The organism is Rahnella ecdela (genome assembly GCF_019049625.1).
GTDB classification, from domain to species: domain Bacteria; phylum Pseudomonadota; class Gammaproteobacteria; order Enterobacterales; family Enterobacteriaceae; genus Rahnella; species Rahnella ecdela.
Genome location: NZ_JAFMOY010000132.1, coordinates 146,774 through 160,158 on the forward strand (window position 1 = coordinate 146,774; position 13,385 = coordinate 160,158).

Consider the following 13,385-nt stretch of genomic DNA (forward strand, 5'->3'; position numbering starts at 1 on the left):
TCAACGACATGCTAAAAAATGAACTTTATTTAGAAAATGAAAACACTGTTCTTTTTATGAACAGGGTAAGGTCAGTCAAAAACCTAACAGCTGATAATAAAATAATTACACCGCTATTGATTAAGTAGTGCGTTACGCCATCGCTGCCATTATCCATTGGCGACCGGCCAGTTCATATCCCTGAAATGCCACCTGATAAACCGCAGAAAGTGTTTCAGGTCGCATAACTACAGAACATTTCCCCGCCGAAACAACCTCACCCGCCGACATCAGCCAGACTTCATGAGCATAATGCAAAGTATGATTGAGATCGTGGTCGCTTATCACCACTGAACGTCCGGCAGCGCAGAATTCTGTGAGCAGCTTGTCCAGTGCCTGCTGTTGCGCCACGTCCAGACTGTTCATCGGTTCGTCGAGAAACAGCAACCGGCTGTCCGGATTCACATCAGGCCACACCTGCAGTAAAACTGCCGCGAGGCGAACCCGCTGCCATTCTCCCCCCGAAAGATGCGTGACCGGGCGGGCAAGTTTATCGTCAAGATGCAGCGCGGAGCACAATCTTGCAATCGTGCGCCCCAGCACAACAGGATCGGAATTTTGCGGCTGATGAAGTGACAGATATTGAAAGACCGGCATCAGAGATGCCGGTGTCAGCTGCTGGCAAAGCCACGCACGTAGTCGGGCCAGACGCGGCCCTGACAGTTCAGCCAGAGGTTGTCCGTCGATAAAGACCTCACCTTTCCCACCCGACATTCCTGCCAGCCGGTTCAGTAATGTGCTCTTCCCTGCTCCGTTTGGCCCGATGAGATGAACGCGGCTTCCTGGCGCGATGTGCGAACTAAACGCCAGAAGGCGACCTTCAACCGCAATTTCGCGACATTCCAGCATGTGTGCTTGCATCAATCTGTTATTTCGCCAGTGCGGCTTTGATAGTTTCCATCAGAATAGGATCTTCCGGCGTCATGTCCGGTGCGAAGCGCTGCACCACAGTGCCGTCACGGCCGATAAGGAATTTCTCAAAGTTCCACAAAATATCATCCGGTTTTAGCGGCTGACGGCCTTTGCTCGCCAGACGCTCGTAGAACGCACTGTCTTCCGGTTTTACCGCCGTGGGACGGGCCGCAATCAGCGCAGAATACAGCGGATGACGGTTTTCGCCATTGACGTTGATTTTGCTGAACATCGGGAATTTCACACCAAAGTTCGTGGTACAGAAGGTTTTAATTTCATCTTCCGTGCCCGGTTCCTGCGCACCAAACTCGTTACACGGGAAGCCCAGAACCTCAAATCCCTGGTCATGCCATGCCTGATAAATATTTTCCAGGCCTTCATACTGCTTGGTCAGGCCACATTGTGACGCTACATTCACGACCAGCAATACAGAACCTTTATAAGCACCCAGCGTTGTGGTTTCGCCATCAATGGTTTTCAGGGAGATGTTAAAAATGTCATTACTCATCGTTTTTATCCTGATAGTTGCAGGTTAGGTAAAGGGAGAGCATAGACGACCCGCCATAAATAATCAGCGGATTTGTCCGACTCTGATCAGCAGCCAGATGAAGACCGGAGCCCCCAGCGTGGCGGTAACCACCCCGACGGGCAATTCTGCTGCATGCAGACCAATTCTTGATACTACGTCTGCGAGAAGTAACACGCAGGCGCCGCCAAGCGCACAGGCTGGCAGTAAACGACGCTGATCGGTGATACCTGCCAGACGTAAAATATGCGGAATAACCAGTCCGATAAAACTTATCACCCCGGACAACGCCACACTCAGCCCGACAATCCAGCCGACCGCGAGAACCAGAACGTAGCGCCACGCCGTCAGCGATATCCCCAGTTGCTGCGCCTGTACAATCCCCAGTGACAGCAGGTTGAGGGCTTTGCCCTGAAAGATCAGCCACAGCAATACCGGCAGTAACAGTAATCCCAGCCAGATCTGGTTCCAGTCCATGCCTCCGAACCCGCCCATCATCCAGTACATCAGCTGGCGTAAATCAAGATTGCTGCTGAAGTAAATGGCCCAGGTCATTAAGGCGCTGCAAACGATACCGATCGCGACGCCAACCAGCAGCATACGGGCGTTGGTTAACAGACGTTTACGGGAAATAGTTAACAGGAAAAATGTGACAACCAGTGCACCGGCAATCGCCGCCAGACTCATCACCCAGACAGGTAAAATGCCGTGGCTGAGCATGACGCAAAATACCAGCGCCACACCAGCACCATTGGCAACGCCCAGTAATCCGGGTTCGGCGAGCGGATTTTCGAATAATGACTGCATTACTGCGCCAGCAACGGCAAGACCCGCACCGACTAAAATTACGGCGATAGCGCGGGGTAAGCGCAACTGCCAGACAAAAAGCCGTGCCTCGCTGCTCAGCCACTGATCGGGCCATAACCAGTTTTCACCCGCGCTCAGGCTGAATACGCAAATAATTACCAGCAACAGGCTCAGCCCGACCAGCCACCGGCGGTCACGGCGTTCCCGTTGTTGTTCAAGAGCAGAATAGGTCTGCGGAATTGGCATGAAAAGCAGTTTCCTGAGACTTGCTGTGGATGACTATCCTACCGATATTAGTCAGTTAGCTCTGTCTAGTGAACCGGATAATGATAAAAATGGGAAACAAAAAAGCCGGTGACAAAGCACCGGCTTGAAAAGTCTTTATGGAAGCTATGGGATCAGTGGCCCTGATGGCCATCTGGCGGGATCGGCTGTCCATTCCCGTGATTGTCATTATGCCCGCCCTGATGATCACGATTATCGTGGTGATCGCCATTGTTCGGATGCCCCTGATTGTGGGGTGGGTTGTGGGGCGGATTGCTATGGCCACGCTGCGGCGGTTTAGAGTCCCAGCGGTTGCCATGCCAGTACATACCATGCTCATTGCGCTCACCGTAATGATGGCCCTGATGATCATGCCACCACTGCGGCGGACGCCAGTCATAACCATCCCAGTAGTAGCCGCGCTGGTCCTGATCCCCGAGATGCACCGATACGCCGGGTACGTTAACGTCAACAGAAACATTTGCCTGCGCGATCACAGGCAATGCCAGTGCACAACAAAGCAATAAAAGAGATTTTTTCATAAGAGTCACGCCTTCTTTATTTTTTATGACGTGTTTTTTATATCAGGCAGGAAAGACAGAGAATATAAGAGAGCGGCGCATTTTCGGATAACTTGCTGTGGCCTTACAATAAAAATACATATATATCCTGACTGAAATAGTTCAGCAGGACGAAGGTTATTAACTATTCAATTCTTATTACGATACTAACAAATCTTAACGCAAGCCTGACGATAACCCGCCGGCCTTTTATTTATAATTAAATTGTTTATTCCAATAAAGGACATTCCTATGCGTCGTATTCTAGCTTTCGTTGGTGTTGCTCTGGTCGTTGTAAGCCTTAGTGGCTGTATCTTCCCGGGCCCTTACGGCCACGGTGGTGGTCATGGCGGTGGTCATCCGCATTATTACTGGCACTAACGTTAATTAAGAATTTTCATCATTGCATTTGTTTATTACTGACTGCGAATCTGAATATAAACAGATGCCAATGCGTTTAACATCAAGGGGCTTTGGCCCCTTTTTTGTTTTATACAATCCCACCGAGATAAAAATTGAACAAAACATTGCTTATGATAAATACAAATAATAATTAACAACTAATCCGTAAAATATAATATTAAAGACGCCTTGCCGTTGAATTTAATCTATCAGACGATTCCTGAAACGACTACCTCATTAACGAAATCTTTTCACTTCCTGCGCATTTCTATGCCTATTTCTCCTTTCACTAAACCGCAAATGTAGTGACTAGTCCTGATATAGGTTGACACTTTTCAGCCTCAAAACGCCTGGTGAAATTCATCGGGCGTTTTGTATTTTAACGACAGGTGCGGTCGCTCCCCGTTGTATATCTCTATCGATTCTTTCACCATCTTTCTTGCCTGTTCCAGGTCTGCCGGCCGAGACAGCAGGAACTCTGTCTTCAGTATACCGTTCACTCTTTCTGCCAGCGCATTCTGATAGCAGTCATAACCGTCTGTCATCGAACACGTTAAGCCGTTTTTCTCATGTACTGACTGATAAGCCGCTGAACAGTATTGTATTCCCCTGTCGGAGTGATGTATCAGAGGCTCGCTCGTTTTTCGCTGTTTTAACGCCCTTTTCAGCGCCTCTGCAACATTTATTGTGCGCAGATCGCTGTGGACATAATGCCCCATGATCCTCCTTGAACAGGCATCAGTGATCAGACTCAGGTAGACCATCCCACTTCGGGTCGGCAAATAAGTAATATCTGCCACCCACACCTGCTCCGGATGGCACACCACCACCTGTTCCGGCCCGGATTTCAGTAGATTCGGATGTCGCCGAAAACGGTGATGACTGTCAGTTGTTTTATGATAAGCCCGTCTAACGGGAACCAGTAACCTGCGTTCTTTGAGCAGAGAAAAGAGTTTGTCACGTCCGATATATAACTCACCATCTGATTGTTCCTTAAGAAGATAGTGCAGCTTACGGGTTCCGATACGGGGCTGTCGCATCCGGACCGTTTTAATAAAATTGATGATCTTTACGTCCTGTTTCTGCCGTTCATTCAGCCGGGTAATATATTGGTACCATGCCTGGCGGCTGTGGCCCAGAAACTGGCAGACGCGGGTGATCGTTATTTTTTGGGTTTGTTTTTGTGTGAGGACCTGCCTGGTCGCTTTTTTATTACGCTGATCCCAAAGTCATTTTTCAGGACATTAACGACGGCGTCCAGGAACTCAGCTTTCTGTGTGACCCGCTCAAGCTGTTCTTCCAGTTCTTTGATTCTTTGTTCAGGCGTTAAAGGTGCAGAGGGTTGATCCATGGGTAAATTCCGGCTGGAGAGCTGAAGAAGACCTGGAGCCCAGTTGAGTCGGCCATGCTTACGCAACCAGGTCAGGACGGTAGAGCGTCCCTGAATACCATAGCGCAGTTGAGCCTGTTTGTAGGTCAGTTCGCCTTTTTCAACCTGCTCAACAACAGCAATTTTAAAAGACAAAGGATAGTCACGTTGCGTGCGTTTAAACTCAGCCATTATCACGTTCTCCGGATTTAAGTCGGAAACGTGTCAACGCTAATTAGGACGGGTCAAGCCCAAAAAAAAGGCCGCTTTCGCGGCCTTTTTGCTGATTTCACTTATTCTTTCGGAGTGGCATTTTCTACACGACTTTTCAATTTCTGTCCCGGACGGAAAGTCACCACACGACGCGCCGTGATCGGAATATCTTCGCCGGTTTTCGGGTTACGTCCCGGACGTTGGTTTTTGTCACGCAGATCAAAATTGCCAAAGCCAGACAGTTTTACTTGCTCGCCATTTTCCAAAGCACGACGGACTTCTTCGAAAAATATCTCAACAAGGTCTTTGGCATCCCGTTTGCTCAGCCCGAGCTTCTCAAACAGGTGTTCTGACATTTCAGCTTTAGTAAGCGCCATAGGTTCAATCCCTCAAGGATGCTTGGAATCGCTGTTTTAGAGCCTCTACACATTTCGCAACGGTAGCGGCGATCTCCTCTTCTTCCAGTGTACGGCCGGTATCCTGCAACACCAGACTGATAGCCAGGCTCTTGTAACCTTCAGCTACGCCCTTGCCACGGTACACATCAAACAAGTTTACGCCAACTACCTGATTTGCGCCAACTTTCTTGCACTCTGCCAAAATATCGTCTGCGGGCACGTTTTCGGCCACTACAACAGCGATGTCACGACGGTTCGCCGGGAAGCGAGAAATCTCTTTCGCATCAGGCAGTACGCGGTCTGCGACCTTGTTCCACAGCAGTTCGAAGACCACGGTACGACCATTAAGATCGAGTTTACGTTCCAGCTCAGGGTGTACTACACCAATGAAACCAATACGTTCGCCGCGTAAATAAATCGCTGCGCTCTGCCCAGGATGCAGCGCAGGATTTGCTTCAACCTTGAACTGTACATCGTTCATTTTGCCGGTAAGCTCAAGAATAGCCTCAAGATCACCTTTCAAATCGTAGTAGTCAACTGACTGGCGCGCCAGATCCCAATGCTCTTCATTTTTCGTTCCGGAGATCACACCAGACAGCATGACGTCCTGACGGATACCCAAATCAGCTTGTGTATCAGGCACAAAGCGCAGGCCGCTCTCGAATAAACGCACACGACTTTGCTGACGATTTTGGTTATTTACTACGCAAGTCAGCAGGCCAGACCACAGTGAAAGACGCATTGCTGACATTTCTACCGAAATCGGGCTTGGCAAAATCAGCGCTTCTTCGCCAGGGTGCAGCAGAGCCTGAACTTTTGGATCAACAAAACTATAGGTGATCGCTTCCTGGAAGCCGCGGTCAACCAGCAGATTTTTCACACGTTTCAGCGACAAATTCGCTTCACGGTGTTTAGTCATCACCAGACTGGCTTTCACCGGCACATCAGGAATGTTGTTGTAGCCGTAAACACGGGCCACTTCTTCCACCAGGTCTTCTTCTATTTGCATATCGAAACGCCAGCTTGGCGCAACAGCCACCCAGTGGTCGCCATTATGCTTAACCTGGCAGCCCAGACGGGTCAGAATGTCGGTCACCTGTGCATCTTCAACATGGTGTCCAATCAGACGATCCAGTTTTTCACGGCGCAATGTGATGGTTGCCGCTTTTGGCAGATGCTCTTCTGAGGTCGCGTTGATGACCGGACCGGCTTCACCGCCACAGATGCTCAACAGCAGCGCGGTTGCACGTTCAATGGCTTTAAATTGCAACTCAGGATCCACACCACGTTCATAGCGATGAGAAGCATCCGTATGCAGGCCCTGACGGCGTGCGCGGCCAGTGATTGAGAGCGGAGCAAAGAACGCAGATTCCAGCAGGACATCCTGCGTTTCATCGTTCACACCTGAATGTTCGCCACCAAAGATACCGGCCATCGCCAGCGCTTTCTCGTGGTCAGCGATCACCAGCGTGTCTTCCGCCAGTTTTGCTTTTGTGCCATCGAGCAAGGTCAGCGCTTCGTCTTTCTGTGCCATACGCACGACAATGCCACCGCTGATGCGATTCAAATCGAACGCATGCATCGGCTGTCCCAGTTCGAGCAACACGAAGTTGGTGATATCGACAACAGCGTCTATAGAACGGATACCGCAGCGGCGCAGTTTTTCACGCATCCACAATGGTGTGGCAGCCTTAACGTTAATACCTTTAACCACACGACCCAGATAACGCGGACACGCCTGAGGCGCCTGCACATCAATGGAAATGGTAGCGTCAACAGTGGCCTGTACCGGATTGATGTCCGGCTCAATCAGCGGCAGCTGATTAATCACCGCCACATCACGCGCCACGCCCAGAATGCCCAGACAGTCAGCACGGTTTGGCGTCACGCTGATTTCGATAATGGTGTCATCGAGTTTCAGGAATTCGCGGATATCGGTGCCAACCGGCGCATTCAGCGGCAGCTCAATGATACCGTCGTGATCTTCAGAAATACCCAGCTCGGAGAACGAACACAACATGCCTTCTGAAGGCTCGCCACGCAGTTTGGCGGCTTTGATTTTGAAATCGCCCGGCAATACAGCACCCACAGTCGCGACCGCAACTTTAAGACCCTGACGGCAGTTTGGTGCACCACAAACGATGTCCAGCAGGCGATCGCCGCCGACATTCACTTTGGTCACACGCAGTTTGTCTGCGTTAGGGTGCTGACCACATTCGACGACTTCACCGACTACCACGCCATTGAAAGCGCCGGAAACCGGATCAACGCCATCGACTTCAAGGCCGGCCATGGTGATTTGGTCTGATAATGCTTCGCTGCTGATGGCTGGGTTTACCCACTCACGCAACCAGAGTTCACTGAATTTCATGTGATATTCCCGCCTTACTTAAACTGTTTGAGGAAACGCAGATCATTTTCGAAGAATGCACGTAAGTCAGTCACGCCATAGCGCAACATGGTCAGACGTTCCATTCCCATCCCGAAGGCAAAACCGGAATACACTTCAGGATCAATGCCGACGTTGCGCAGTACATTCGGATGCACCATGCCGCAACCCAGCACTTCCAGCCATTTGCCATTTTTACCCATTACATCCACTTCCGCGGAAGGTTCTGTGAACGGGAAATAGGAAGGACGGAAACGGATCTGCAAATCAGCTTCAAAGAAGTTGTTCAGGAAATCGTGCAGTGTGCCTTTCAGGTTGGAGAAGCTGATGTCTTTATCAACAATCAGGCCTTCCATCTGATGGAACATCGGGGTGTGAGTCTGGTCGTAATCGTTACGATAAACGCGGCCCGGCGCGATAATGCGGATCGGCGGCTGCTGATCTTTCATGGTGCGGATCTGAACACCGGAAGTCTGGGTGCGCAGCAAACGCTTGGCATCAAACCAGAAAGTATCGTGGTCAGCACGTGCTGGATGGTGCCCCGGGATATTCAGGGCATCGAAGTTATGATAGTCATCTTCGATTTCCGGGCCGGTTTCCACGGTAAAGCCTAATTCACCGAAGAAGGTTTCAATGCGGTCGATAGTTCGGGTCACCGGATGCAGACCGCCGTTTTCAATACGACGGCCAGGCAGGGAAACGTCAATCGTTTCTTCAGCCAGGCGTGCATTCAGTTCGGCAGACTCCAGCGTATTTTTACGCGCATTCAGGGCTTCCTGAACCTGCGCTTTCGCTTCGTTGATGACCGCGCCCGCTGCCGGACGTTCTTCCGCAGGTAATTCACGGAGTGTTGTCATCTGGAGTGTCAGGTGGCCTTTCTTACCCAGATATTCGACACGCACGTTATCCAGCGCGGCGATATCCTGAGCACTCTCTACGGCTGCCTTGGCATTGGCAACCAGCTCTGCGAGATGTGGCATTGCTTTCCTCTTCTTCTGGCCAATATGGCCCGATGTAAAATAACCGTGATTAATCAGGGGCGCGATTTTGACCCTGAACCTTAGTGTATAAAGCACAGATACAAAAAAGCCTCCACGAGGGAGGCTTAGGCGCTACTTTTCGTTTCTTCTCTTACGCGCGAAAGCCTTCCTGAGTCAGGCGCTAAAGTAAAAAAAGAAACGGAAAATAGCAGCATTCATGCTTGCGTTACCTTATCGGTTGTAAATTTTGTGCTGATGTTCTGACGAAGTGCTTCGTATCAAACTAAGGGTATTAAACAACGAAACAGAATGTTTTTAAACACAAAATATAAAAGAGGGAGCAAGCTCCCTCTTTCACCTGACTTACGCCAGTGCTGCTTTCGCTTTCTCAACCAGAGCGGCAAATACCACTTTGTCGAAGACTGCGATGTCAGCCAAGATCTTACGGTCAATTTCAATAGAAGCTTTTTTCAAGCCGTTAATGAATTTGCTGTAAGACATGTCGTTCTGACGAGCTGCTGCGTTGATACGCGCGATCCACAGCTGACGGAACTGACGTTTCTTTTGACGACGGTCACGGTAAGCGTATTGACCAGCTTTGATAACAGCCTGGAATGCAACACGATATACGCGAGAACGGGCACCGTAGTAACCTTTCGCCTGTTTTAAGATTTTCTTGTGACGTGCACGTGCAATCACACCACGTTTTACGCGAGCCATATGCTCTCCTGAGTTTTATATTCTAGATGAAAAAAAGTGTATTTATGCGTACGGCAGACATGCAGAGACCAGACCCAAATCGTTCTTGGATACCAGGCCTTTTGGACGCAAGTGACGTTTACGCTTAGTAGCTTTTTTGGTCAGAATATGACGCAGGTTTGCGTGCTTACGCTTAAAACCACCGTTGGCGGTTTTTTTGAAGCGTTTAGCGGCGCCGCGTACTGTTTTGATCTTTGGCATTTTAAATTCCACTTCGCATTGTTATTAACATGAATCAGAAAGGCGAATCCAGCATACGCGGTGCAAGCACCGCGTAGCAGGATTACTTGGAAGCCTTACTGTTTCTTCTTAGGTGCGAGCACCATGATCATCTGACGACCTTCGATCTTCGTAGGGAAGGATTCGACAACGGCCAGTTCAGAATCTTCACACAGGTCTTTACGGACGCGGTTAAGCACTTCCATACCGATCTGTTGGTGCGCCATTTCACGCCCACGGAAACGCAGGGTGATTTTGGCTTTATCGCCATCTTCCAGAAAGCGAATCAGGTTGCGTAGTTTGACCTGATAGTCGCCATCATCGGTACCAGGTCGGAATTTGATTTCCTTAACCTGAATAACTTTTTGTTTCTTTTTCTGCTCTTTAGTCGACTTGCTCTTCTCGTAGAGGAATTTGCCGTAATCCATGATTCGACAAACTGGCGGCTCGGCATTCGGACTGATTTCTACTAAATCGACGCCCGCTTCCTCAGCTTTTTCAAGAGCTTCATTCAGACTGACAATACCAATCTGCTCGCCATCGACGCCGGTGAGGCGAACTTCTTGCGCGCGAATCTCTTTGTTAATGCGATTAGGACGCGCCGGTTGAACTCGTTTTCCGCCTTTAATACTTTATTCCTCCAGTTGATGAAGACTTCTGCTGCGGATTTCCGCCAGCAGTTTGTCAACGACTTCGCTAACATCCATGCTTCCTAAGTCTTTGCCGCGGCGGGTACGAACAGCAACTTTGCCTGCTTCGACCTCTTTATCGCCACAAACTAACATGTAAGGAACACGGCGTAGCGTGTGTTCGCGGATTTTAAAGCCAATCTTCTCATTTCTCAAGTCGGCTTTAACGCGAATGCCTGCATCTTGCAGTTTTTTAGTTAATTCTTCGACATAGGTAGCCTGTGTGTCAGTGATATTCATGATCACTACCTGTACCGGAGCCATCCATGTTGGGAAGAAGCCAGCGTATTCTTCAGTCAGAATACCGATGAAACGCTCCATTGAACCCAGGATAGCACGATGAATCATTACCGGGACCTGGCGGTCGTTGCTTTCGCCGATATAAGAGGCGTTCAAGCGACCAGGTAATGAAAAGTCGAGCTGCACGGTACCACACTGCCACGCACGATCCAAACAATCATGCAAGGTAAATTCAATTTTTGGACCGTAGAACGCCCCTTCACCTGGCTGATATTCGAACGGAATGTCGTTTTCAGTCAGCGCAGCCGCGAGGTCATCTTCAGCGCGAGTCCACATTTCGTCAGTACCGATGCGCTTCTCAGGACGAGTGGACAATTTCACCACAATCTTTTGGAAACCAAAAGTGCTGTACATGTCGTAAACCATGCGGATACAGCTATTCACTTCATCACGCACCTGCTCTTCAGTACAGAAGATGTGGGCATCATCCTGAGTGAAGCCACGAACGCGCATCAGACCATGCAATGCACCTGACGGCTCATTACGGTGGCAGCTGCCGAACTCGGCCATACGCAGCGGCAGATCGCGGTAGGATTTCAGACCCTGGTTGAAGATCTGAACGTGACCCGGGCAGTTCATCGGTTTGATGCAGTATTCACGGTTTTCAGAAGAAGTCGTGAACATCGCTTCTTTGTAGTTTTCCCAGTGACCCGTTTTTTCCCACAGCACGCGGTCCATCATGAACGGACCTTTTACTTCCTGATAGTCATATGACTTCAGTTTCATGCGCACGAAAGCTTCCAGCTCACGGAAAATAGTCCAGCCGTCGTTATGCCAGAACACCATACCAGGCGCTTCTTCCTGCATATGGTACAGGTCGAGTTGCTTTCCAATTTTACGGTGGTCGCGTTTACCGGCTTCTTCCAGACGCTGAATATAGGCATTCAGCTGCTTTTTATCTGCCCATGCGGTGCCGTAGATACGCTGCAGCATTTTGTTGTCGCTGTTGCCACGCCAGTAAGCACCGGAGGTTTTCTGCAGTTTAAAATGATGGCAGAAACGCATATTCGGTACGTGCGGACCACGGCACATATCAACGTATTCTTCATGGTGGTACAAGCCCGGACGGTCATCATGACTGATGTTTTCATCCAGAATGGCCACTTTGTATTCTTCGCCGCGGCTTGCAAAGGTATCGCGTGCTTCCTGCCAGCTGACTTTCTTTTTAATAACGTCGTAATTCTTTTCAGCCAGTTCGTGCATGCGCTTTTCAAGCAGTTCGATGTCTTCCTGAGTCAACGTGCGATCTAAATCGACGTCGTAGTAGAAGCCATTATCGATAACCGGGCCGATAGCCATTTTGGTGTCTGGCCACAATTGCTTGATGGCATGACCCAAAAGGTGCGCACAGGAATGGCGCAGAATTTCAAGACCGGCTTCGTCTTTAGCGGTGATGATCGCCAGTTGTGCATCGGTTTCAATAAGGTCAGTTGCATCGACGAGTTCACCGTTAACACGACCCGCGATACAGGCTTTCGCCAGACCAGGACCGATATCAAGCGCAACATCAAGAGGAGAAACGGGGCGATCAAAAACGCGCTGGCTTCCATCAGGAAGAGTAATGACAGGCATGTTAATTCCTTAATCTACAGTGGTGCCCCACACGACAGAGCACATCTAGAAAAATATTTGAGTGTAATTTCATGTAGTTATTCACGCTATTCAGCTTTACTTTGCCGAATATAGGCACCCAGGAATACATCACGTAATTGTATCGGGACGCGACGTGAAAACAGGCAACGAGTTTAACACCCGTAAAGTGCGAATTTCCAGCAACCTGTGTTGCTTAATGGGGATATTTTTCGTGTAATCCCCACCGGCAAGATAAGGTATTCAGAGAAACATGGAATAAGGGAAGCATATGTCTGAGGTCAGGCTGTTATTTGAAGCAATAGGTTTGGGTTTGGTGGTACTCCTTCCGCTGGCAAACCCCCTGACTACCGTGGCACTGCTGCTCGGCCTTTCAGGGAAAATGACCACGCAGGAAAGAAATCAGCAATCGCTGATGGCCTCTGTGTATGTCTTCATCATCATGATGGTGGCGTATTACGCTGGTCAGCTGGTGATGAACACGTTTGGGATTTCCATTCCCGGACTGAGGATTGCGGGGGGGATGATCGTTACCTTTATCGGTTTCAGAATGCTGTTTCCACAGCCCCACGTGGAAGAAAGAGTGCTGATTGAGAATAAAACCGAGGAAATGCGCAAGCAGGAATCGCCGAATATTGCCTTCGTTCCGCTGGCTATGCCTAGCACCGCGGGCCCGGGTACCATTGCGATGATCATCAGCAGCGCTGCTACCGTCCGAGATTCTGATTTCCCGCATTGGATCATCACCGTCGCACCGGTGATTATTTTCTTTTTAGTCGGACTGATTTTATGGATAACGCTGCGCAGTTCAGGGGCAATTATGCGCCTGGTCGGCAAAAGTGGGATTGAAGCGATTTCACGTCTGATGGGATTCTTGCTGGTGTGTATGGGCGTTCAGTTTGTGATTAACGGGATCCTTGAAATCATCAAGACATTACCGCCAGCAGCCTGAGCTGCTGGCAGAAACAA

At 49.6% G+C, this 13,385-nt stretch carries 15 protein-coding genes and 1 other annotated feature; of the genes, 2 read left to right on the forward strand and 13 right to left on the reverse strand.

Annotation, left to right across the window (positions count from 1 at the left end; all coding sequences use genetic code 11):
* Positions 1-132 precede the first annotated feature (132 nt).
* From btuD to J1784_RS21460, 4 genes are all read right to left on the reverse strand, one after another.
* Positions 133-888 carry a vitamin B12 ABC transporter ATP-binding protein BtuD gene (gene btuD / locus J1784_RS21445; RefSeq protein WP_217151147.1) on the reverse strand — a complete coding sequence of 252 codons (756 nt, stop codon included), beginning with the start codon at positions 886-888 and terminating at the stop codon, positions 133-135.
* Between the two features lie 19 nt (positions 889-907).
* Complete coding sequence (locus tag J1784_RS21450) at positions 908-1,459, reverse strand: glutathione peroxidase (protein WP_217150881.1); 552 nt, start codon at positions 1,457-1,459, stop codon at positions 908-910.
* A gap of 63 nt (positions 1,460-1,522) precedes the next feature.
* Positions 1,523-2,530, reverse strand: coding sequence for a vitamin B12 ABC transporter permease BtuC (gene btuC / locus J1784_RS21455; protein ID WP_217150882.1), 1,008 nt, complete (start codon positions 2,528-2,530; stop codon positions 1,523-1,525).
* Between the two features lie 152 nt (positions 2,531-2,682).
* Entirely contained in the window at positions 2,683-3,090 is a 408-nt protein-coding gene (locus J1784_RS21460) for a DUF2502 domain-containing protein (protein WP_217150883.1), read from the reverse strand.
* 270 nt (positions 3,091-3,360) lie between these two features.
* On the opposite strand from J1784_RS21460, the gene J1784_RS26660 reads away from it, so the two are divergent.
* Entirely contained in the window at positions 3,361-3,489 is a 129-nt protein-coding gene (locus J1784_RS26660) for a lipoprotein (protein ID WP_274387345.1), read from the forward strand.
* A gap of 362 nt (positions 3,490-3,851) precedes the next feature.
* Here J1784_RS26660 and J1784_RS21465 read toward each other — a convergent pair.
* The 9 genes from J1784_RS21465 to thrS form a co-directional block, all read right to left on the reverse strand.
* Positions 3,852-5,071 (reverse strand): IS3 family transposase gene (locus J1784_RS21465; RefSeq protein WP_238485649.1). Its coding sequence is split into 2 segments (ribosomal slippage): positions 3,852-4,723 and positions 4,723-5,071, totalling 1,221 coding nucleotides; the frame shifts between segments, so codons are not numbered across the junction.
* A gap of 101 nt (positions 5,072-5,172) precedes the next feature.
* Positions 5,173-5,469: an integration host factor subunit alpha gene (ihfA, locus tag J1784_RS21470; protein ID WP_004089944.1), complete on the reverse strand. Its 297-nt coding sequence runs from the start codon at positions 5,467-5,469 to the stop codon at positions 5,173-5,175.
* A gap of 4 nt (positions 5,470-5,473) precedes the next feature.
* On the reverse strand, positions 5,474-7,861 hold the full coding sequence (gene pheT / locus J1784_RS21475; RefSeq protein ID WP_217150884.1) for a phenylalanine--tRNA ligase subunit beta: 2,388 nt from the start codon (positions 7,859-7,861) through the stop codon (positions 5,474-5,476).
* Between the two features lie 14 nt (positions 7,862-7,875).
* The gene (gene pheS, locus J1784_RS21480) at positions 7,876-8,859 is read right to left on the reverse strand and encodes a phenylalanine--tRNA ligase subunit alpha (RefSeq protein WP_112287976.1); all 984 of its coding nucleotides are present in this window, start codon (positions 8,857-8,859) and stop codon (positions 7,876-7,878) included.
* Between the two features lie 99 nt (positions 8,860-8,958).
* Positions 8,959-9,083, reverse strand: a sequence feature (Phe leader region).
* Entirely contained in the window at positions 9,034-9,078 is a 45-nt protein-coding gene (gene pheM, locus J1784_RS21485) for a pheST operon leader peptide PheM (protein WP_106120997.1), read from the reverse strand. (Overlaps the previous feature by 45 nt.)
* A gap of 139 nt (positions 9,084-9,222) precedes the next feature.
* Positions 9,223-9,579 carry a 50S ribosomal protein L20 gene (gene rplT, locus J1784_RS21490; RefSeq protein ID WP_056773451.1) on the reverse strand — a complete coding sequence of 119 codons (357 nt, stop codon included), beginning with the start codon at positions 9,577-9,579 and terminating at the stop codon, positions 9,223-9,225.
* Positions 9,580-9,621: 42 nt separating this feature from the next.
* Positions 9,622-9,819 carry a 50S ribosomal protein L35 gene (rpmI, locus tag J1784_RS21495; protein WP_013576135.1) on the reverse strand — a complete coding sequence of 66 codons (198 nt, stop codon included), beginning with the start codon at positions 9,817-9,819 and terminating at the stop codon, positions 9,622-9,624.
* Between the two features lie 95 nt (positions 9,820-9,914).
* On the reverse strand, positions 9,915-10,466 hold the full coding sequence (gene infC, locus J1784_RS21500) for a translation initiation factor IF-3 (protein ID WP_013576136.1): 552 nt from the start codon (positions 10,464-10,466) through the stop codon (positions 9,915-9,917).
* Between the two features lie 3 nt (positions 10,467-10,469).
* Positions 10,470-12,398, reverse strand: coding sequence for a threonine--tRNA ligase (thrS, locus tag J1784_RS21505; protein ID WP_217150885.1), 1,929 nt, complete (start codon positions 12,396-12,398; stop codon positions 10,470-10,472).
* Positions 12,399-12,687: 289 nt separating this feature from the next.
* On the opposite strand from thrS, the gene J1784_RS21510 reads away from it, so the two are divergent.
* Positions 12,688-13,368: a MarC family NAAT transporter gene (locus J1784_RS21510; RefSeq protein WP_217150886.1), complete on the forward strand. Its 681-nt coding sequence runs from the start codon at positions 12,688-12,690 to the stop codon at positions 13,366-13,368.
* Positions 13,369-13,385: the final 17 nt, after the last annotated feature.